General features: G+C 63.6%; 20 protein-coding genes. 3 read left to right on the top strand and 17 right to left on the bottom strand.

Annotation, left to right across the window (positions count from 1 at the left end; genetic code table 11):
• Window positions 1-8 precede the first annotated feature (8 nt).
• From nuoI to metH, 14 genes are all read right to left on the bottom strand, one after another.
• Entirely contained in the window at window positions 9-545 is a 537-nt protein-coding gene (nuoI, locus tag AOT87_RS14785) for an NADH-quinone oxidoreductase subunit NuoI (protein ID WP_109398863.1), read from the bottom strand.
• The gene (gene nuoH / locus AOT87_RS14780; RefSeq protein WP_234795818.1) at window positions 538-1,815 is read right to left on the bottom strand and encodes an NADH-quinone oxidoreductase subunit NuoH; all 1,278 of its coding nucleotides are present in this window, start codon (window positions 1,813-1,815) and stop codon (window positions 538-540) included. The genes nuoI and nuoH overlap by 8 nt, the downstream gene beginning before the upstream one ends.
• Window positions 1,812-4,196 carry an NADH-quinone oxidoreductase subunit G gene (locus tag AOT87_RS14775; protein WP_057968034.1) on the bottom strand — a complete coding sequence of 795 codons (2,385 nt, stop codon included), beginning with the start codon at window positions 4,194-4,196 and terminating at the stop codon, window positions 1,812-1,814. Before AOT87_RS14775 ends, nuoH begins: the two co-directional genes overlap by 4 nt.
• Complete coding sequence (gene nuoF, locus AOT87_RS14770; RefSeq protein ID WP_057968078.1) at window positions 4,193-5,497, bottom strand: NADH-quinone oxidoreductase subunit NuoF; 1,305 nt, start codon at window positions 5,495-5,497, stop codon at window positions 4,193-4,195. Before nuoF ends, AOT87_RS14775 begins: the two co-directional genes overlap by 4 nt.
• On the bottom strand, window positions 5,497-6,258 hold the full coding sequence (gene nuoE, locus AOT87_RS14765) for an NADH-quinone oxidoreductase subunit NuoE (protein WP_057968035.1): 762 nt from the start codon (window positions 6,256-6,258) through the stop codon (window positions 5,497-5,499). Before nuoE ends, nuoF begins: the two co-directional genes overlap by 1 nt.
• On the bottom strand, window positions 6,258-7,529 hold the full coding sequence (gene nuoD / locus AOT87_RS14760) for an NADH dehydrogenase (quinone) subunit D (protein ID WP_234795852.1): 1,272 nt from the start codon (window positions 7,527-7,529) through the stop codon (window positions 6,258-6,260). Before nuoD ends, nuoE begins: the two co-directional genes overlap by 1 nt.
• Window positions 7,530-7,555: 26 nt before the next feature.
• Window positions 7,556-8,242 (bottom strand): NADH-quinone oxidoreductase subunit C, encoded by a 687-nt coding sequence (locus AOT87_RS14755; RefSeq protein ID WP_057968037.1) that lies wholly within the window; start codon window positions 8,240-8,242, stop codon window positions 7,556-7,558.
• Complete coding sequence (locus AOT87_RS14750) at window positions 8,239-8,793, bottom strand: NADH-quinone oxidoreductase subunit B (protein ID WP_030095574.1); 555 nt, start codon at window positions 8,791-8,793, stop codon at window positions 8,239-8,241. Before AOT87_RS14750 ends, AOT87_RS14755 begins: the two co-directional genes overlap by 4 nt.
• 72 nt (window positions 8,794-8,865) lie before the next feature.
• On the bottom strand, window positions 8,866-9,252 hold the full coding sequence (locus AOT87_RS14745; RefSeq protein ID WP_030095573.1) for an NADH-quinone oxidoreductase subunit A: 387 nt from the start codon (window positions 9,250-9,252) through the stop codon (window positions 8,866-8,868).
• 205 nt (window positions 9,253-9,457) lie between these two features.
• The gene (locus AOT87_RS14740) at window positions 9,458-9,853 is read right to left on the bottom strand and encodes a hypothetical protein (RefSeq protein WP_030095572.1); all 396 of its coding nucleotides are present in this window, start codon (window positions 9,851-9,853) and stop codon (window positions 9,458-9,460) included.
• Window positions 9,854-9,922: 69 nt separating this feature from the next.
• A complete protein-coding gene (gene hisG, locus AOT87_RS14735) occupies window positions 9,923-10,801 on the bottom strand; it encodes an ATP phosphoribosyltransferase (protein ID WP_057968038.1) in 879 nt (292 codons plus the stop codon).
• Between the two features lies 1 nt (window position 10,802).
• Complete coding sequence (locus AOT87_RS14730; protein ID WP_005061184.1) at window positions 10,803-11,084, bottom strand: phosphoribosyl-ATP diphosphatase; 282 nt, start codon at window positions 11,082-11,084, stop codon at window positions 10,803-10,805.
• 16 nt (window positions 11,085-11,100) lie between these two features.
• Window positions 11,101-11,784: an HAD family phosphatase gene (locus AOT87_RS14725; RefSeq protein ID WP_057968039.1), complete on the bottom strand. Its 684-nt coding sequence runs from the start codon at window positions 11,782-11,784 to the stop codon at window positions 11,101-11,103.
• A 46-nt stretch (window positions 11,785-11,830) separates the two neighbouring features.
• Complete coding sequence (gene metH / locus AOT87_RS14720; protein WP_109398881.1) at window positions 11,831-15,586, bottom strand: methionine synthase; 3,756 nt, start codon at window positions 15,584-15,586, stop codon at window positions 11,831-11,833.
• Between the two features lie 260 nt (window positions 15,587-15,846).
• Here metH and AOT87_RS14715 point away from each other — a divergent pair, with 260 nt between their 5' ends.
• The 3 genes from AOT87_RS14715 to AOT87_RS14705 all read left to right on the top strand — a co-directional run bounded on the left by AOT87_RS14715 (window position 15,847) and on the right by AOT87_RS14705 (window position 19,266).
• A complete protein-coding gene (locus tag AOT87_RS14715) occupies window positions 15,847-16,728 on the top strand; it encodes a PAC2 family protein (protein WP_046253463.1) in 882 nt (293 codons plus the stop codon).
• A gap of 120 nt (window positions 16,729-16,848) precedes the next feature.
• Entirely contained in the window at window positions 16,849-17,514 is a 666-nt protein-coding gene (locus AOT87_RS14710; RefSeq protein ID WP_057968041.1) for a trimeric intracellular cation channel family protein, read from the top strand.
• A 42-nt stretch (window positions 17,515-17,556) separates the two neighbouring features.
• A complete protein-coding gene (locus AOT87_RS14705; protein ID WP_057968079.1) occupies window positions 17,557-19,266 on the top strand; it encodes an amidohydrolase in 1,710 nt (569 codons plus the stop codon).
• An 18-nt stretch (window positions 19,267-19,284) separates the two neighbouring features.
• Here AOT87_RS14705 and AOT87_RS14700 read toward each other — a convergent pair whose 3' ends face one another.
• The 3 genes from AOT87_RS14700 to AOT87_RS14690 form a co-directional block, all read right to left on the bottom strand.
• Window positions 19,285-19,836, bottom strand: coding sequence for a hypothetical protein (locus tag AOT87_RS14700; RefSeq protein WP_057968042.1), 552 nt, complete (start codon window positions 19,834-19,836; stop codon window positions 19,285-19,287).
• Complete coding sequence (locus AOT87_RS28400; protein ID WP_131727347.1) at window positions 19,833-20,354, bottom strand: Mce protein; 522 nt, start codon at window positions 20,352-20,354, stop codon at window positions 19,833-19,835. The genes AOT87_RS14700 and AOT87_RS28400 overlap by 4 nt, the downstream gene beginning before the upstream one ends.
• Before the next feature lie 73 nt (window positions 20,355-20,427).
• The gene (locus AOT87_RS14690; RefSeq protein WP_057968044.1) at window positions 20,428-21,582 is read right to left on the bottom strand and encodes an alpha-hydroxy-acid oxidizing protein; all 1,155 of its coding nucleotides are present in this window, start codon (window positions 21,580-21,582) and stop codon (window positions 20,428-20,430) included.
• Between the last annotated feature and the right edge of the window lie 39 nt (window positions 21,583-21,621).

Here is a 21,621-nt window from a genome sequence, read left to right as displayed (position 1 = left end):
GTCCGGGCTCACCTGACCTCCTTCCCGGCCTGCGGCAGATTGCCGAGGTAGTAGTCCGTGTCGGTGGTTCCCGGGTACATCGCGTGTGGGGGTGGCGCCATGCCAGGCTGCAGCGGTGCCAGCAGCTTGTCCTTGCCGTAGATGAGGTCGGCGCGGTTGTCGTCGGCCATCTCATAATCGTTGGTCATGGTCAGCGCGCGGGTCGGGCACGCCTCGATACATAGCCCGCACCCGATGCACCGCAGATAGTTGATCTGGTACACCCGGCCATACCGCTCCCCCGGCGAGAAGCGTTCCTGCTCGGAGTTGTCAGCGCCCTCAACGAATATGGCATCGGCCGGGCACGCCCAGGCGCACAGCTCACAACCGATACATTTCTCCAGCCCATCGGTATACCTGTTGAGTTGATGCCGCCCGTGATAGCGCGGCGCGGTGGGCTCCTTCTTCTCGGGGTACTGCTCGGTGAGCCGTTTCTTGAACATCGACGAGAAGGTCACCCAGAATCCCGCCATCGCGTCGACCGAACGTCGCACAACATTAGGCATGTGCATCCTCCTTGGTGGTCGAGAACGGGTCCGCGTCGAAGCGCTGCCCGGGCAGTGGCGGCACCGGGAATCCACCGGCCATCGGGTCGAAACTCTTATCCAGCATGGGTTTTGGCGGTTCAGTGCGTCGGGCGAGCACACCCACCAGCGCGATACTGCCGACAGAAACCACGAGACCGGCGACCCCGAGAATGATCGAGGGGTTTCCGTATCCGTAGAGGGCCAGTGCCTGCACCACTCCGACAATGACGATCCATACCAGCGCCACCGGGATCAGGACTTCCCAGCCCAGCCGCATGAACTGGTCATAGCGCAGCCTCGGCAACGTGGCACGCAACCACATGAACAGGAACATGAAGCCCCAGACCTTGGCCACGAACCACAGCACCGGCCACCAGGAGCTGTTTGCTCCATCGATCAAGCTCAACGGCCAGGGGGCATGCCATCCCCCAAGGAACATGGTTGCCGCGAGACCGGAAACCGTTGCCATGTTGATGTATTCGGCGAGCATGAACATCGCGAAGCGCAATGAGGAGTACTCCGTGTGGAAGCCGCCGACCAGCTCGCCTTCCGCTTCGGGGAGATCGAACGGCGCCCTGTTGGTCTCGCCGACCATGGCGGTCACGTACACCAGGAATGACGGGAGCAGTAGGAATACGTACCAACGACCGGCTTGCGCAGCGACGATTCCCGAGGTCGACATCGTGCCGGCCAGCAGGAACACCGCCGCGAATGTCAGACCCATCGCGATCTCATAGGAAATCACCTGCGCGGAGGAGCGCAATCCACCCAGCAGCGGGTAGGTGGAGCCGGATGCCCAGCCCCCCAAGACAATCCCATACACGCCTACGGACGTGACCGCCAGCACAAACAGAATCGCCACCGGAAGATCGGTCAGCTGAAGTGGGGTGCGATGCCCGAAGACCGAGACGACTGGGCCGAACGGGATGACGGCGTACGCGACGATCGCCGGCACCACCGAGATGATCGGCGCGAGGAGATAGATCGGCTTGTCCACCCCGGCTGGGGTCAGGCCCTCCTTGAGCGCCAGCTTCACGCCGTCGGCCAGGCTCTGCAACAAGCCGAAGGGACCCACCCGATTGGGACCGATTCGACGCTGCATCCAGGCAAGCACCTTGCGCTCCACAAGAATAGCGACGAGCACGGTCAGAACCAGAAAAGCGAATACCGCCACGCATTTCACGATGACCAACCAGAGCGGGTCAATCCCGAACTGGGAGAGCACCGCCGAACCGTCCGTCTGCCTCACGGCGCGACCTCGATTCGCACCACTTGTCCCAGCGCCGGACCGAGCTGCTGATGAACCTCCGACCCGACAGAACGCATGGGCACCCATACCACCCTGTCGGGCATCTCGGTTATCCGCAGCGGCAAGGTTATCGATCCCTGAATCGACTCCGAGAGACTGCGTATCGTCACCGATTCGCCCTCCGCGGCACCGATCTCGCTTGCGGTCACCTCCGATAACCGCACCTGTGCGGTGTGTGCGGTCCCGGCAAGGAACGCCTCACCGTCTTGCAGCCGACCGGCATCCAGCAGCAGCCTCCACGAGGCGAGCACCGCCTCTCCCGCCATGGGCTGGGGAAGGGCGGTCGCGCGTACCGGTCCCGGGGTTTCCCGCGCCCCCTCCCAGGGCCCGATATCCGCAAGCTCGGCAAGTGCCTGATTTTCGTCGTTCAGCCCGATCGGACGATCCATCCGCGCTGACAGCGCGGCGAGCACCTTGAGGTCGTCGAGAGCATCACTGGTGTCGAGAGTCGCCCGGAAGGGCCTCAGCCGGCCTTCCCAGTTCACGAAGCTTCCGGATTTCTCGGCGACTGCCGCCACCGGAAGAACCACATCGGCGAGCTCAGTGACAGCGCTGTGCCGCATCTCCAGGCTGACGACGAACGCGCTCTTGAGGGCGCCGATGGCGGCGGCGGGATAGGGCAGATCGGCCAGTTCCACGCCACCGATAAGGAAGGCGTCGAGTCCATTTCCCGGATCCAACATGCCCGCGGCATCGAGTCCGGGCATGTCGGGCAGCGCGATCACCCCCCACTTGTCGGCGATGTAGCGCCGCGCCGCACTGTCGGATACCGGATGCCCGCCCGGCAGCAGTCTCGGCAAGGCTCCAGCCTCCAATGCGCCACGCTCGCCTGCCCGGCGCGGAATCCACACCAGCGTCGCGCCCGTGCTGTCGGCCAGCCTGGCCGCCGCGGACAGCGCTCCGGGTATCGACGCCAGTCGCTCTCCCACCATGATCACGGCACCGGGCCGGCGCAGTAACTCAGAATCGGCCAGCCCTGCCATCGTTTCCGGCTCTGTTCCGGGAGCGGTGGCAATCACATCGGCCGAGAGCTTGGTAGATCCTCGGCTGACGAACGGTGCGATGGCCAGCACCTTGAGTCCCCGTTTACGTACCCCCTTGCGCAGCCGCAGGAAAACAATCGGAGATTCCTCTTCCGGTTCGAATCCCGCCAGCAGGACCACCGGCGCGGACTCCAAGGCCGCATAGGTGCGCATCAGCCCGCGCCCGGCGACGCCCGATCCGAGGAACGCGGCCTCTTCGGCGCTATGTGCACGGGCCCGGAAGTCGATGTTGTTGGTGCCCAGCACCATACGAGCGAATTTGACGTAGGCGTAGGAATCTTCGACGGTGAGCCGCCCACCGGTCAAGACCCCCGCGTGGGCACCAGCATCCGCCAGACCCTTTGCCGCGACCTCCAATGCCTGTGGCCACGATGCCGCCACCAGGTCCCCGGACTCATCACGTATCAGCGGATTGGTGATGCGGTCCTGTGCCGTGGCATAGGCGAACGCCCAGCGCCCCTTGTCGCAATTCCATTCCTCGTTCACTTCCGGATCGTCACCGGCCAGGCGCCGCAACACCTTTCCACGCCGATGGTCGGTGCGCTGGGCGCATCCGCTCGCGCAGTGCTCGCACACGCTGGGGGTGGACACCAGATCGAATGGCCGCGCACGAAACCGGTAGGCAGCACCGGTCAGAGCGCCGACCGGACATATCTGCACGGTGTTGCCGGAGAAGTACGACTCGAAGGGCTCGCCGCCTGCGATACCAACCTGTTGTAACGCACCACGTTCGAGTAGCTCGATGAAGGGGTCGCCGGCCACCTGTTGTGAAAAACGGGTGCACCGGGCGCACAGGACACAGCGTTCCCTGTCGAGCAGCACCTCGGTGGATAGCGGAATCGGCTTGGGAAACGTGCGTTTGGCCTCGGTGAATCGGGTCTCGGAGCGGCCGCTCGACATCGCCTGGTTCTGCAGTGGACACTCCCCGCCCTTGTCGCAGACCGGACAGTCGAGCGGATGGTTGATCAGCAGCAGCTCCATCACACCGCTCTGCGCCTTCTGCGCCGCCGCAGAGGTGACCTGGGTATGGACCACCATGTCCTCGGCAACGGTGGTGGTACAGGCGGCCAACGGTTTACGCTGCCCCTCCACCTCGACCAGGCACTGGCGACAGGCACCCACCGGATCGAGTAAGGGGTGATCGCAGAATCTGGGTATCTGCACGCCTATCAGTTCGGCGGCGCGGATCACCAATGTGCCCTTCGACACCGAGATGCTGTGTCCGTCGATGTTCACGGTAACGAAGTCGGTGTTGATGGCTGGTTCTGTGGCCGTCATCGACGTACCTCCCCGAATACAGTGCTGGCTGCCGAATCGAAGGGACACCCATGGTCCAGGTGTGCCTCATACTCTCCGCGGAAGTACTTGAGCGAGGACATGATCGGGCTGGCCGCACCATCCCCGAGCGCGCAGAAGGACTTGCCGAGCACGATGTCCGAGATATCCAGAAGCTTGTCGAGGTCTTCGGCGGTACCGTCTCCGGATTCCAGTCGCCGCAGAATACGCACCAGCCAATAGGTGCCCTCGCGGCACGGCGTGCACTTGCCACAGGACTCGTGCGCATAGAACTCGGTCCACCTCAGGACCGCGCGCACCACACACGTGGTGTCGTCGAATATCTGTAATGCCTTGGTGCCCAACATCGATCCGGCGGCACTGACCCCTTCGTAGTCGAGTGGGACGTCCAGATGCTCGGCGGTGAACAGTGGTGTCGACGAACCACCGGGAGTCCAGAACTTGAGCCCGTGCCCGTCCCGCACTCCGCCGGCCAGCTCCAGGAGCTCTCGCAGCGTCACGCCGAGCGGGGCCTCGTACTGCCCGGGAGTGCGCACATGCCCGGACAACGAATACAACGTGAATCCAGGGGATTTCTCCGAACCCATGGTCCGGAACCACTCGGCGCCGCGCCGGAGGATGACGGGCACGCTCGCGATCGACTCGACGTTGTTGACGACCGTCGGGCTGGCGTACAGACCGGCAACCGCAGGAAACGGCGGGCGCAGCCGTGGCTGGCCGCGACGACCCTCCAGCGAGTCCAGGAGCGCCGTTTCTTCCCCGCAGATGTAGGCACCCGCACCGGCGTGCACCACCAGTTCGAGATCGAAACCGCTGTCAAGAATGTTGCGACCCAGATATCCGGCCTCATAGGCCTGGGCCACCGCGGTCTGTAATCGTCTGATCACCGAGATCACCTCACCGCGCACATAGATGAAGGCATGCGCGGCGCGGATCGCGTAGGCGGCGATGACGATTCCCTCGATGAGGGTGTGCGGCGTCGCCAGCATCAGCGGAATGTCTTTGCAGGTACCGGGTTCGGATTCGTCGGCGTTGACCACCAGATAGTGTGGCTTGCCATCACCCTGCGGAATGAAGGACCATTTGGTGCCCGTCGGGAATCCGGCACCTCCTCGTCCACGCAGCCCGGCTTCCTTGACGACACCGATGACCGCGTCCGGTTCCATGCTCAGCGCGGCGCGCAGGCCCTGATATCCGTCATGGCGCAGATACCCGTCGAGAGTCCACGAGTCGGCCTCGTCCCAGTACTCGGACAGGACCGGGGAGAGAATAGAGGAAGTCATCACACCTCCTTCTGCACGTTCTGCTGTACATCCCGGGCCAATCGCAGCCCGGCCAGCGTCGGGTTCCCGGCCCGGGCGGCGGCCACCGCCTCCGGCCGATCGTCGGCGAACCCGGCCAAGATCCGGGCGGTCTGTCTGAACGTGCACGGCGGAGCACCGCGCCGGGGCTCGGGGATCCGGCCCCTTTGGAGCCCGGTCACCAGATCTACGGCCCCGTCCGGGGTCTGGTTATCGAAGAACTCCCAGTTGATCATCAGCACCGGCGCGTAGTCGCAGGCGGCGTTGCACTCGACATGCTCGAGCGTTACCTTGCCGTCCTCGGTAGTGCCTCCTGGTGCCACGCCGAGCTCGTCGACCAATCGCGTCAAGATCGCGTCACCACCGAGCACCGCGCACAGCGTGTTGGTGCACACCCCGACGAGATAATCGCCGGTCGGTTCGCGCCGGTACATCGAGTAGAAGCTCGCCACCGCGGTGACCTCGGCGGCCGTCAATTCCACTTGCCCGGAACAGAATTCAATTCCAGCCATAGTCACATACCCGTCCTCGGACTGCACGAGATGCAGCAGCGGGAGCAACGCCGACCTCCGACTCGGGTACCGGTCGAGAACCTCCTTGGCGTCGATAGCAAGCCGGGAAACAACCTCCGGCGGATAGCTTTTGCGGCCGGCGAAACAGCCCTCGTCCTCCGGCGGACGGCTCCCGAGTTCAAGAAAGACGCCCTCGCGCTCCGTTGGATGTTCTTCGCCCGAGTGGCTCATCACCGGTCCACACCGCCCATCACCGGATCGATGCTTGCCACCGCGGCTATCAGATCGGCCACCATTCCGCCCTCGCACATCGCCGACACAGACTGCAGATTGGTAAAGGACGGATCGCGGAAATGAACACGGTAGGGCCGGGTTCCACCATCACTGACCATATGGACCCCGAGCTCGCCGCGCGGCGACTCGACGGCGACGTACACCTGCCCGGCCGGCACGCGGATCCCCTCGGTCACCAGCTTGAAGTGATGGATGAGTCCTTCCATCGACGTACCCATGATCTTGGCGATGTGCTTGGGTGAGTTACCCAGTCCATCCGGGCCCGAGGCCAGGTCCGCGGGCCACGCAATCTTCTTGTCGTCCACCATGACCGGTCCTGGCCGCAGCCGGTCCAGACACTGCTGGGCGATCTTGATGGACTCGTGCATCTCCTTGACCCGAATCAGATATCGCCCGTAAGAGTCGCAATCCCTATGGGTGATGACCTCGAAGTCATAGTTCTCGTAACCGCAGTACGGCTGTGCGCGCCGCAGATCGTGAGCGAGCCCGGTGGCGCGCAGGACCGGACCCGTGATTCCCAAAGCCATGCACCCGGTCAGATCGAGGTATCCGACGCCCTGGGTCCGCGCCTTCCAGATGTAGTTCTCGTTCAACAGGTTTTCCATATCGCGCAACCTGCCCGGCAGAAGCTTGAGCAGATCGCGTACCTCTTGTTCGGCGCCATCGGGCAGATCCTGTGCCAGCCCGCCTGGCCTGACGTAGGCGTGATTCATGCGCAGGCCGGTGACCGCTTCGAAAACCTTCAAGATCATCTCGCGTTCCCGGAAACCGAGGAACATCGCGGTCATCGCCCCGAGTTCCATGCCGCCCGTGGCAAGTGCGACCAGATGCGAGGAGATGCGGTTGAGCTCCATCATCAACACCCGAATCACGGTGGCCCGCTCTGGGATTTCGTCGGTGATGTCAAGCAGCTTCTCAACCCCCAGGCAGTAGGCGGTCTCGTTGAAGAAAGGCGACAGGTAGTCCATCCGGGTCACGAAGGTGACACCCTGCGTCCAGGTCCGGTACTCCAGATTCTTTTCGATACCGGTGTGCAGATAGCCGATTCCGCAGCGTACGTCGGTAACCGTCTCCCCCTCGATCTCAAGGATCAGGCGAAGCACGCCGTGGGTTGACGGATGTTGCGGGCCCATGTTGACGACGATTCTCTCGTCGCTTGCTTGGGCAGCGGCAGTGACGATCTCGTCCCAGTCCTGCCCACCGGCCATGAGATGAGTCTCGGGCTGCGCTGTCATTAGTTGTAGGACCTCCGCTGATCGGGCGGCGCAATGGTGGCCCCGTGGTACTCGACCGGCACACCACCGAGGGGATAGTCCTTACGCTGCGGATGACCTTCCCAGTCATCGGGCATTTCGATTCGGGTCAGCGCGGGGTGATCGTCGAAGACGATGCCGAAAAAGTCGTAGGTTTCGCGTTCATGCCAGTCGGTGGTCGGGTACACGGCGTTCAGTGACGGGATATGCGGATTACCATCAGGTACAGCCACTTCGATCATGATCCGGCGGTTCCACGTGATCGACATGAGTGGGTAAACAGCATGCAGTTCCCGCGCGGGGTCCTCGGGGTAATGCACACCACTGACGCCCAGACAGAGCTCGAAACGCAGCTGCGGATCATCCCGCAGAGACTGGGCGACCTGCACCAGATGTTCGGCCTTCACGTGGATCGTGAGCTGATCGCGGTAGACGACGACACTCTCGACAGCGTCCTCGTAGGTGAGGTGTTCCTGCTCCGCCAGAACCGATTCCAGCCGGTCGACCACGTGGTCGAAGTACCCGCCGTACGGACGATTCGAGCTCGCCGGCAAGGAGATCGACTGAACCAGCCCACCGTAGCCCGAGGTGTCGCCGCTGCCCCGGACTCCGAAGAGCCCATGCCGTACCCCGATGACCTCGCCCGAACTCTGATCGTCGCCCGTCACCGCAGCAGACCCTTCATCTCGATGGTCGGCGTCGCGGCAAGCGCGGCGGCCTCGGTCTCGCGGATGACTTCCTCTCGGTTGGCCCCGAGCGGCATCTGCCCGATCTTCTCGTGCAACTTCAAGATCGCATGCAGCAGCATCTCCGGACGCGGCGGGCATCCTGGAAGGTAGATATCCACGGGGACAACATGATCGACACCTTGGACAATGGCGTAGTTGTTGAACATGCCGCCGGATGATGCGCAGACCCCCATAGCAAGCACCCATTTGGGTTCGGCCATCTGGTCGTAGATCTGTCGCAACACCGGAGCCATCTTCTGACTCACCCGGCCGGCCACGATCATGAGGTCGGCTTGCCGTGGCGTCGCCGAGAAACGCTCCATGCCAAAGCGGGCAATATCGAATCGCGGCCCCGCCGTGGACATCATCTCGATGGCACAGCAGGCCAATCCAAAGGTGGCCGGCCACAACGAACCTTTGCGCACATACCCCGCCAGCGTCTCGACGGTGCTCAGCAGAAATCCGCTAGGCAGTTTTTCCTCAAGACCCATGGCTCTCCCGACAGGTGTGCTTATTCGTGATGTTGCAAGGACTTCCGCGCCGCCCCACCAATCGCACAGGGGCTAATCCCAGCTCAGGCCACCGCGCCTCCATTCGTAGGCGTACGCCACCGACACATTGACGATGAACAGGGCCATTGCGAGCAGTCCGAACAGTCCGAGGGCGCCGAAATGGACGGCCCACGGATACAAGAAGACGATCTCGATATCGAAAATGATGAACAACATGGCGGTGAGGTAGTACTTGACCGGCACCCGATGTCCGCCGGACGCGGCGCCGTGATGATCACGGCCCATCGAATGCTGGGTGGCCTCGATGCCACACTCGTAGGCCTCGAGCTTGGCCCGGTTGTATCGACGTGGACCGACGAACGATGAAATCCCAATGGAGAAAACGGCAAAGGCCACCGCAATGGCGCCGAGTACCAAGATCGGTACATACGCATCCATGGCAGACCAGCCTCCCGAATCGATCGATCGGGTCCCTGTGCTGGATCGGCAACGTTGCCGTGTCAGTGCTGTCTGTGGTCGAGGGCTGCCGACCAGTACAGATGTGACCTAACAAACACACTATCGGTTGGCGCTGGATCCATGCCACCGTTTCACGGTGTTTTGCGCAATTAAGTATCGAGTCGAAGAGCCTGGCCGGCTGACGTCAGCGGCGTGTAGCGGCAGCCGAACCGAGCAGGTCGATCACCGTCGCGGTCAGTCGCATGGGATCGATCGGCCGCGGCACCACGCCCTCGGCTCGGGACCAGCTCGCCAGCCAGCTGTCTTGCGGACGACCGGTGAGAACGACGATCGGCGGCGGAGCGTCGACCTCATCTTTGACCTGCTTGGCCACACCCATCCCGCCGAAGGGCGTCGCCTCACCATCCAGGATGGCCAAGTCGATACCGCCCGCGCCCAGGCGTTCGATGACCATGGGCCCGGTGGCTACCTCGACGAACTCCAGCGGCGGCAGGGCGGAATCGGGCCGGGTGCCGATTCCCTGAATTACCTTGCGCCGGACCGTGATGTCATCGCTATAGACGAGGACGTGCAGCGCCATGGGGCCATGCTAGGCCGAGCCGACGCCGCTTGCGATGGAATCCGGGAAAGCCCAGGAAACCCGGGAGAACTAGGCGCGGAAGAACCTGACCTCGGAGGCCAAGATGGCCTTCGCGCCGATCGAGGCGAGCGCATCCATGGTGGTGTTGACCCCCTTGCGTGGGGCCAGGGCACGGACCGCCACCCACTTCTCGTCGGCCAGCGGGGCCAGCGTCGGTGATTCCAGACCGGGCGTGACCTTGAGCGCCTCATCCAGAACATCGCGCGGGCAGTCGTAGTCGAGCATCAAGTACTGCTGGCCGAACACCACACCCTGGATGCGAGTGCTCAGCTGGGTGCGAGCGGTTTGCGTTGCCGGATCGGCGTTCTCCCGCTCGATCAGTACCGCTTCCGAATCGCACAGCGACTCCCCGAAGGGCGCCAGACCATGCTGACGCAAGGTGCGGCCGGTGCCGACGATGTCGGCGATCACATCGGCCACACCCAGTTGGATGGATATCTCGACAGCACCATCCAGGCGAATGACTTCGGCCTCGATCCCCTTGGCGGCCAGATCCTTTCGGACCAGGTTGGGATAGGCAGTGGCGATCCGCTTGCCTGCGATGTCGTAAATCGTCCAGTCTCTGTCGGCGGGCGCGGCGTAGCGGAAGGTCGAACCACCGAATCCCAGCGCCAGCCGCTCGATCACCGGGGCATCGGAGTCCATCATCAGATCGCGACCGGTGATACCAAGATCAAGCTCGCCCGAGCCGACATAGATCGCTATGTCCTTGGGCCTCAAGAAGAAGAACTCGACGTCGTTCTGCGGGTCGAGCACGGTCAGATCCTTGGCGTCCCCACGCCGCCGATAGCCCGCCTCCGACAGGATCTCCGATGCCGCCTCGCTGAGCGCCCCCTTGTTGGGGACGGCGACGCGCAGAGCCTTGGGGACGCCGTTCGTACTGGTCATGTCAGAGCTTCCGGTAGACGTCGTCGAGAGTCAGACCGCGGGCGATGAGCAGCACCTGTGCCCAATAGAGCAGCTGGCTCACCTCTTCGGCAAGCGACTCGTCGCTCTCGTGTTCGGCGGCCAGCCACACTTCACCCGCCTCTTCGAGCAGTTTCTTGCCGAGGGTGTGCACCCCCGCATCGAGGGCGGCAACGGTGCCACTCCCCTCGGGCCGGGTCTTGGCGCGATCACTGAGCTCAGCGAACAGCTCGTCGAAGGTCTTCACGGGTGGCGATTCTGTCACGACCCCGCCTGGTGAGTCATATGGGTTTGCACGCGGTGGCGGTCAGCACATCCGCGTGGGCACGCCGCAGGTCGGCCGCGGACAGACCCGACAACGTGGCGGCGTGCCTGCGCCGGTCGCCGGCGGGCACCTCGACATGGTTGGGCACCACCAGCACCACACAACCCGCCGCCTCGGCCGCGGCGGCACCGGTCGCCGAGTCCTCGATGGCCAGGCAATCGGCCGGATCTATGTCCAGCAGCGCGGCAGCCCGCAAGTACGGGTCGGGGGCCGGTTTGGTGCGCACCACCTCGTCGCCGCATACGGTTCCGGAAAACCACTGTGTGCCAATGGTCTTGAGCGCCTGGTTGGTGAGTGATCTGATGGTGTTGGTCACCAGCGCCATGGGTACCTGCTCGGCGGCGAGCTGCGCGAGCATGTCCTGGGCGCCATCGCACCAGGTGAGATTGGTTTCGAAGAGCTCGCCGGTGTACTCGTGCAGCCAGTCGTTCTCGCGGGCCATCAGGTCGGGGTCCGGCTCCAGCCCGAACGCTGCGAACATCATCTTCATGGTGGCCTCGGCGGATCCGCCAAGCAGCGCGGTACGCAGCTCGGGGGTCATCTCGCCGCCCAGCCTGCGGCACGTTTCGGCCATCGAGATATCCCAGAGCTTCTCCGAGTCGATGAGCGTGCCGTCCATGTCCCACAGCACCGCGCGCATGCGACCAATTCTGTCAGAGGTCGCCTGCTGCCCATGACGCCGGTGCTCAGTCCTCAGGGTTGTAGCCGAGGTTCGGGCCGAGCCAGCGCTCCGCTTCCTGCAGCGTCCAGCCCTTGCGCTTGGCATAGTCGGCGACCTGGTCCTGGGCCAACCGGCCGACCACGAAGTACTGCGACTGCGGGTGCGAGAAGTACCAGCCGCTGACCGCGGCCCCGGGCCACATCGCCATCGATTCGGTCAGCTCGATGCCGGTCCGCTTCGTGACGTCCATCAGGTCGAACAGCGTCGTCTTCTCGGTGTGTTCCGGGCAGGCCGGGTAACCGGGTGCCGGCCGGATTCCCCGGTACTTCTCGCCGATGAGTGCCTCGTTGTCCAGCTGCTCATCAGGCTGGAAGCCCCAGAACTCCTTGCGGACCCGCTGGTGCATCCGCTCGGCGAAAGCCTCGGCCAGCCGGTCAGCGACCGACTCCAGCAGGATCGCACTGTAGTCGTCCAGATCCGCCTTGAACTCCATGATCTTGTCCTGGCTGCCGAGCCCCGAGGTGACCGCGAAGGCGCCGACGTAGTCGGCCAGGCCCGTGTCCTTAGGCGCGATGTAGTCGCCCAGCGACCGGTTCGGGATGCCGTCGCGGTGCTCGCCCTGCTGGCGCAGGTTATGCAGCGTGGTCAGCACCTCAGTGCGAGTGTCGTCGGTGTAGACCTCGATGTCGTCACCCACCGCATTCGCGGGGAAGAAACCGATCACCCCATTGGCGGTCAGCCACTTCTCCTTGATCAGGGTGTCGAGCATCTGCTGGGCGTCGTCGTACAGCTTGCGGGCGGCCTCGCCCGTGGCCGGGTTGTTAAGGATGTCGGGGAACCGGCCCTTCATCTCCCAGGCGTTGAAGAAGGGCTGCCAGTCGATGTACTCGCGCAGCTCGGCGATGTCGTAGTCCAGAAACTCCCGAACCCCAATCCCTATGACGGGCACGGGCGGCGTGTATCCCTCCCACTCGATCGGCGTCCGGTTGGCGCGGGCCTTCTCCAGTGTCAGCGTCGGCCGCTCGTTCTTCTGTGCATGCCGTTCGCGAAGCGACGCATAGTCCTTCTCGGTGGCCTCCAGCAGTCCTGGCCGCTGCTTGTCATCGAGGAGCGCGGCGGCAACCGGCACCGACCGGGACGCGTCCTTGACCCAGACCACCGGGCCCTTGCGACGCGGTGAAATCTTTACCGCGGTGTGGGCGCGCGAGGTGGTCGCGCCACCGATCAACAGCGGGATCTCCAGCCCTTCGCGTTCCATCTCGACGGCGAAGTTGGCCATTTCATCCAGCGACGGGGTGATCAGGCCGGACAGCCCGATGATGTCGGCGTCGTGCTCCTTCGCTGCGTCCAGGATCTTCTGGGCGGGCACCATCACACCGAGGTCGATCACTTCGAAGTTGTTGCACTGCAAAACGACTCCGACGATATTCTTACCGATGTCGTGGACGTCGCCCTTCACGGTCGCCATGATGATGGTGCCGTTGGTGTCTTTGGATTTGGTAGACCCAGTGGCGCCCTCGTTCTGCGCCTTTTCCTTCTCGATGAACGGCAGCAGGTACGCAACGGCCTTCTTCATCACCCGGGCCGACTTCACCACCTGTGGCAGGAACATCTTTCCCGCACCGAAGAGGTCGCCGACGACGTTCATGCCATCCATCAGTGGACCCTCGATCACCTCGATCGGGCGCCCGCCCGCGGCGGCGATCTCAGCGCGCAACTCCTCGGTGTCGTCATCGACATGGGCGTCGATTCCCTTGACCAAAGCGTGCGTAATCCGTTCGCGCACCGGAAGACTGCGCCACTCTTGAACTGCTCGATCGTCTCCTCCGCCCGAGTTCTCCGTGCTGTTGAACCGTTCGGCGATCTCCAGGAGCCGTTCTGCCGCGTCCGCGCGACGGTTCAGGACGACGTCCTCGATGCGCTCCCGCAGCTCGGAGTCGATCGAGTCGTAGGGCACCAGTGCGCCGGCGTTGACGATGCCCATGTCCAGACCGGCCTTGATGGCGTGGAACAGAAACACCGCGTGGATAGCCTCGCGGACGGGATTGTTGCCGCGGAACGAGAACGACACGTTCGAGATACCGCCGGAGATGTGCACACCGGGCAGGTTCTCCTTGATCCAGGCACAGGCCTCGATGAAGTCGATCCCGTACGTCGCATGTTCCTCGATCCCCGTCGCCAGCGCGAAGCAGTTCGGATCGAAGATGATGTCCTCAGCCGGGAAACCGACCTCTTCGGTCAGGATCCGGTAGGCGCGCCCGCAGATCTCCTTACGACGCTCCAGGTTGTCGGCCTGACCTGTTTCATCGAAGGCCATCACCACGACGGCGGCGCCGTACTTGCGGCACAGCTGCGCTTCGCGGACGAACTTCTCCTCGCCCTCCTTCATGGAGATCGAGTTGACGATCGGCTTGCCCTGCACGTTTTTCAGACCCGCCTCGATGACCTCCCATTTGGAGGAGTCGATCATCACCGGGACGCGGCTGATATCGGGCTCGGCCGCGATCAGCTTGGTGAACCGATCCATCGCGGCAACGCCGTCGATCATGCCCTCGTCCATGTTGATGTCGATGACCTGCGCACCGACCTCGACCTGCTGCAGGGCGACCGACAGCGCCGTGTCGTAGTCCTCGGCCTTGATCAGATTGCGGAACCGGGCGGAGCCGGTGATGTTGGTGCGCTCACCGATGTTCACGAACAGGGAGTCATCGGTGATGTTGAGCGGCTCCAGACCCGACAGCCGGGTAGCCACCGGCACGTGCGGCAGCTGCCTCGGCGTCATGCCCTCGACAACCTTGGCGATCTCAGCGATATGCGCAGGCGCCGTCCCGCAGCACCCACCGACCAGGTTGACCAGGCCGTCCTCGGCGAACTCGGCAAGATACCCGGCCTGGCGCTCGGGGGACTCGTCGTACTCGCCGAAGGCGTTGGGCAGACCCGCGTTCGGATAGCAGGAGACGAAGGTGTCGGCAATGCGCGACATCTCGGCGATATAGGGCCGCATCTCCGGGGCGCCCAGGGCGCAGTTGAGGCCCACCGCGATGGGCCTGGCGTGCCGGATCGCGTTCCAGAATGCCTCGGTGACCTGGCCGGACAACGTTCGCCCGGACGCGTCGGTGATGGTGCCCGAGATGATGATCGGCCAGCGACGCCCGCGCTGCTCAAACAGCGTCTCCACGGCGAACACCGCTGCCTTGGCGTTCAGCGAGTCGAAGATGGTCTCCACGAGGATGATGTCGGCACCGCCGTCGACCAGGCCGTTGGCTGCTTCAAGATAGGCGGCGACCAGCTGGTCGTAGGAGACGTTGCGGGCTCCGGGATCGTTGACGTCCGGTGAAATCGACGCGGTCCGGGTGGTCGGCCCCAGCGCCCCGGCGACGTAGCGCGGCTTCGCGGGGGTGCTGTAGTCGTCGGCGGCCGCCCGTGCCAGCGCGGCACCCGCATAGTTCAGCTCGTAGCTCAGCTCTTCCATGCCGTAATCGGACAGCGACACCGCGTTCGCGTTGAAGGTATTGGTCTCGAGGATGTCCGCACCCGCCTCGAGATACTCACGGTGAATTCCCTCAATGATGTGCGGTTGCGTCAAAGTGAGCAGATCGTTATTGCCGATGAGGTCGCTCGGCCAGTCGGCGAACCGTACGCCGCGGTATCCGGCCTCGTCGGGCCTGTCGCGCTGGATCGCCGTACCCATCGCGCCGTCGATCACCAAGATCCGCTGTTCGAGAGCAGTGGTCAGCGCGTCCGTGCAGTCGGGTCGGACATTCGGCTGCAGATTGGTCACGTGCATTCCTTCCAGAGCGGAAGGCGTCCTTAACTCTGCCGAGCGTGGCGGTCACGGGCTGTGATCCGGAACCGTTGCAACGCCTCTCGACCGGATCGAGTCTACGTCGTCACTCGACGGTCGTGCGAACGCCTAGTTTGTCTGCGTGGTGTCGTGCGGGTTTTATTAGCGGCGGTCATATCAACAATGTGATCCGGCTATCCAATCCATTCTCCGCCAGCCGCAGCTCGTCCCCGTCACGCAGGGCTTACGCTGGCACCGTGACCCAGTCGGAGACCGCCCAGAACGGCCTACCCGTGCTGCGCGACCCGGTGGTGGTTGCCGCATTCGAGGGCTGGAACGACGCCGGAGATGCCGCCAGCGCTGCGTTGGAGCACCTGGACACCACCTGGCAAGCCACTCCGTTGATGACCATCGACGACGAGGATTACTACGACTACCAGGTCAATCGTCCCGTCGTACGGCTGGTCAAGGGTGTCACCCGCGAGTTGGAGTGGCCGGGCATGCATATCTCCTACTGTTCGCCACCCGGCTCGCAGCGCGACGTGGTTCTGATGCACGGTGCCGAACCGAACATGCGCTGGCGCACCTTCTGTAACCGCCTACTGGCCATCGCTGACCGTCTTAACGTCTCGACCGTGGTGATCCTGGGTGCACTATTGGCCGACACTCCACACACCCGGCCGGTGCCCGTGAGCGGTACCGCCTACTCCCCCGACGCCGCCAAATTCTTCGGCCTGGAGGAGACTCGATATGAGGGACCCACCGGTATCGCCGGGGTGTTCCAGGACGCGTGTGTGAACGCCGGCATACCGGCCGTAGCCTTCTGGGCCGCAGTACCGCACTACGTATCGCAACCCCCCAATCCAAAGGCGACGGTCGCGCTGCTGCAGCGCGTCGAAGACGTGCTGGATGTCGAGGTGCCGCTCGGAGATCTGCCCGAACAGGCCGAGGAGTGGGAGCAGGCCGTCTCCGAGATGACGACCGAGGACGAAGAGATTGCCGAGTACGTCCAGTCACTCGAGGAACGTGGCGACGCCGAGGTCGATACCACCGAGATTCTCAGCAAGATCGACGGCGACGCCCTGGCAGCCGAGTTCGAGCGATACCTGCGACGGCGAGGACCACGGTTCGGGGGCTAATTCCCAGCCGAGTTGACTTGTTAGTCATGGCATCTTGACCCGTTCTTTCGCACACGCACCGGAACGCCCCCGCACCGAATAGGATCTTGATCCGACTTCGCCTGGTGGAAGGAATCCGAGTTGACGACCGTGGCGCTGATGACGAACTCGGTCGAACTGCATTCGTTGGTGTCGATCAGCCATGTCGTCCTTGATTACCTGGGCACCTTGGCCTTTGCGATGTCGGCGGCTCTGGTCGCCGTCGAGAAGAAGTTCGACATCGTCGGGCTCGCGGTGCTTGCCATGGTGACGGCGATCGGCGGTGGGGTAATCCGTGACCTGATCATCGGACAACGCCCGCCGGCGGCATTCACGAGTTTTTCCCATATCGGGATCGCGCTTGCCGCAGCGGGATTGGTTTTCCTGTGGCAGCCTCCGGCGAGGCTTACCGGCTGGCCCCTGCAAATCACCGACGCCCTGGGACTAGCGGTCTTCTGCGTGACAGGCACCGCCATCGCGGCCCATAGCGGGCTTTCCGCGCCCTCGGCCGCGCTCCTGGGTGCGCTAACCGCGATCGGAGGCGGAGTCATCCGCGACCTGCTCTCCGGCGAGACACCGATCCTGCTACGGCCGGACAGCGAGCTCTATGCCATCCCCGCCATGCTCGGCTCCAGCATCACCGCATTCCTGATCCATTTCGGCATTTACTCCGATCTCACCGGAATGGCTGCGGCGTTAGGTGCATTCGGGCTGCGCATGCTTGCCATCCGATTCCATTGGCACGCACCACAGGCTCGGAGGCGATAATCCATGCCGGACAACGAAGACCGCAAGGAACGAGGGAGCAACATGTCTGACATCATCCTGACGGCCGCCACCGTGATCACGATGGACGATGAGCGGCCCCGCGCCGAGGCCATCGCGGTATCGGGAAACCGCATCGTCGCGGTGGGATCGCTCGCGGAATGCACCTCGGCGCTCCCCTGCGCCCAGGTGATCAACACCGGGGCAGGCGCCCTTCTACCTGGTTTCGTTGAGCCACACGGACATCCGTTCATGAGCGGCGTCATCACCGAAGCTCCCGTGCGCTCCATCGCCCCTTGGAAGTCCCAGAGCTGGGATGACGTCGTCGCCGCGTTTCACGCCGCGCTCGCCGAGACCGATCCATCAGAACCATTGATTTTCAGCGGATTCGACGCACTCCTACACGAACACCCCGCACCCGATGCCCGTGAGCTGGACCAGATCTTCGGTGATCGCGTCGCCGTCATCACCGATAACTCCGGACATGGAATCTATTTCGGCACAGCACTCATGAAGCTGCACGGCTGGGACGGAGCCCCGCCTGCAGACCCGGTGGGCGGGCATTACCAGCGCAACACCGACGGCAGTCTCAACGGACGTGGATTCGAGGTTCCCGTACTCACCGAGGTACTGGCACCACTGATCGCCGGAATGGGCAATCCGCTGCGTTCGGCCGCGCTGTTCTTCTCGGCGATGGCCCGCGCGGGATACACATCAGCCTCGGACATGTCCTACGACCGGCAGCTCAAGCCCGCCTACGAGGCACTCGCCGCAGCTCCTTCATGCCCACTTCGGGTCAGTCTGTGGGAGATGTCTACCACCGAAAGTTATGCCGAGTCAGAGGAATTCACGGTCGACGAGGATATGCTCCGTAAGACCGGCGTCAAGCTGTGGACCGACGGCGCGGTGTGGGTCGGGACGGGCGCGACGTCGTTCCCCTACGTCGAATCAGATGCGACCCGAAGGGCAGCCATCGACCCGACTACCGCAGGCGGAACACGCTCGTTGAACTACTCCCGCCAGCAGCTCGATGTCATCCTGGACAAGGCCGCGCCCCTGGGTTGGCAGATGGCATTCCATTCCAACGGTGACCTTGCCGTGGAGCTGGCACTCGATGCCTATGAGGCAGCGCTACAGCGGCACGGCTTGCTCGGCACCGATCACCGGTGGCGGCTCGAACACGTCGGAGGCGCCACCCGCGCCCAGCTGGACCGTGCCGCCCGGCTGGGTGTACACGTCTCCATGTCGCCCTTCCAGTACTACTTCTGGGGAGATCTGTTGGACGGCCACATCTTCGACCACGAGCACGGCAGCCAGTGGCAGCCCTTCGCCGATGCGGTCGCCTCAGGGGCGTGCGTGTCGCTGCACAACGACGGATCCGTCTCACCGCCCTCTCCGTTGACAAACATCCAGACGGTGACGGCCCGGCGCACACGTGCCGGCAATGTCCATGGCGCCGAACAGGCCATCACCCTCGATGAGGCGCTGCGTGCGCAGACCATCAACGCGGCTCGCACACTGCAACGAGACCGCCTCATCGGTTCCATCGCTGTCGGCAAGCTCGCCGATTTCGTCGAACTGTCACACGATCCGTACGGAATTGATCCCGCACGACTCACCGAGGAAATCAGCATCAAGGGCACCTGGGTCGGTGGCCGACGGGTCGACCTCGATACGTTTCTCGGTGCTTTCCTCGATGCCACCGACACTGACCACGGCTCCGCCCCGGTGGCCCCGATCAAGCACTGTTGCTAACTCGCTATTCGTTGGCAGCTAAACGTATTCGAGTCTGCTCGCGAGCCAGCGACCGTCAACCAGCTCCATGGTCACTTTCATTCGGGACTTGTCGATGCGTGGATCGGGAAGTTGGCTGTTGGTGATCGCCTGATCCACCATCAACAAAACGACCACCTTCTTCTCGGGCGTGTCGAGGGTGTCGGATTGCACCGCGGACGCGATCACCGTGCCGGTCGCGGTGGCGTGATTGTCAATCAGCAGCTGACGCAACTGCACGGAGCCCTTCGCGAACTGGTCCCTGAGCTCACCCGTGCTGAGTTCAAGGATTTTCGCGAAGCTCTCGTCCACGTTGCCCGAATCGATCGACGTCACCGTTACGGTCACCAGCTCGGCTGCCGTCCGGCCCTGCTCACGCAGCTCGTGAACACGGTGCTGGGTTGCCGCAATGGGTCCGTCGTGGAACAACTTCCAGCCCAATAGGCCGCACGCGCACAACGCGACCACCGCCACGCCAACCATCACACTGGCGAATACGATCCGCAGCTGGCCACCGGTCGGCACGGCATAGGGCGCCGGATATTCGTTCACAGCAGGTCGACCTTGCTTGTCAACCAGCGACCGTCCACCTTCTCCATCGTCATCCGCACCCGGCTCCGGTCCAGACGAGGCTCCGACAATACGACGTTGGTCACCGACTGGTCGATAAACAGCAACACGGTGACCTGTGTGGCGGATCCGGACTGGATCGCCGATTCGACCACCAAGCCGGTGGCCTTCGCTTTGTTCTGAACCATCGTTTGACGCAGATCGGCACTGGATTTGGCGTAGGCGTTCTTGAAGTCTCCGGTGGAATTCTCGAGTACCTGGGCTGTGCTTCGATCCAGTTCCCGGTAGTCGACGTTCGTCAACAACGTCGCAAACGCCCGAGCCGCCTCGAGTGCTTGGCCACCGGCGGTGTGCACTTCCGCCGATTCGGAAGGCATTTCGCGTCGATCGCCCGCCAGCTTCCAGCCCAGGAATCCGCACCCGCCCAGGGCAAGCAACGCGATCACGCCGGCCACCATGATCGTGACTGTCGCCCATCGACTCGGTGTGGGGGCAGGCACCGGGTATCCCGGATACGGGATGGGCCCATGAGGCCACTCCTGAATCACTAAACCCCCACTCAGCTACCGTGCATCAAGGCAGACGCTGCACCGCCAACTCGTTGAGCGAAAGATAGCAGTTCACCGCCATAGTGAGGTCGGCTTCTGCCAGTAGCGACTGGATCACGTGTTTGACGCCGTTGGTTCCATCCAGCGCCAGCCCGTACACGTACGGCCGGGCCACACCCACCAGGCGGGCACCGAGGGCGACAGCGCGCAAGACATCGATACCGTCACGGACGCCGGAGTCGAAGGTCACCGGAACCGGGCCGGCCGCCTCGACGGCCGCGGCCAGACCATCGATGGCCGGCACTCCCCCATTCGCCTGCCTCCCACCATGATTGGAGTAGGCAATGGCATCGATGCCGCGATCTACCGCCTGCCGAACGTCGTCGACGTCGCAGATGCCCTTCAGGATGATCGGCAGTTTGGTCAGTTCTCGATAGTGATCGATATCCGCCCAGGTGAGCCCGGGATGGCTGAACAGCGACGCCCACACCAGGCCCGCGTGCATCGGCGTCAGTTCCCCTGCGGAACGCACGCCCGCGATCTCGAGAAATCGGGGATCGGAGGTGTAGTTGGCCAGGCAATGTCCGTGCAGCATCGGCAGATAACCGTGTTTGAGATCACGCGGACGCCATCCCAGCGTGCCGGTATCCAGGGTCACCGCCAGAGCGTCGTACCCCGCCGCCTCGGCACGCCGGACGAAGTTGTCGGTCAGCTCGGCATCCGATGACGGGTACAGCTGGAAGATTCCGTATGAATCGCCGCGCTCGGCCGCGACCTCTTCCAGGGTGGCCGACGAAAGCGTCGAGTACATGGCGGGCACATCGAGGTCCCGGGCCGCGGCCGCCGTGAGCAGATCGCCACGATCACGGACCGCACCCAGCACACCTACCGGGCAGATGAACAGTGGACTGGCGAGTGCGCGCCCCAGAAACGAGGTCGACATGTCTCTGGCCGTGCGATCTCGCAGCATCCGGGGCACCAGCCCGTACCGGCGGAACGCGGTGGCATTGGCGTCTTGGGTGTGCTCATCACCAGCGCCACCACGCACGTAGCCGAAGATTCCCTCGCCTAGCGTCTGCTCCGCGCGGCTCTCCAGTTCGGCAAAGGTGAAGGGAAGGGTTGACACCTTTCCGAGCGCACCCGCGGCATAGAACTGGAGCTGGAAATCGCCGAAATTCATCGAGCACTCCTCATCGTTCGGACATTCGCTGGATGCTCA

This window comes from Mycobacteroides sp. H003, assembly GCF_001440135.1.
Classification (GTDB): domain Bacteria; phylum Actinomycetota; class Actinomycetes; order Mycobacteriales; family Mycobacteriaceae; genus Mycobacterium; species Mycobacterium gwanakae.
Note: the sequence above shows the minus strand (reverse complement) of the source record. Positions and strands in the feature narration are given on the sequence as shown.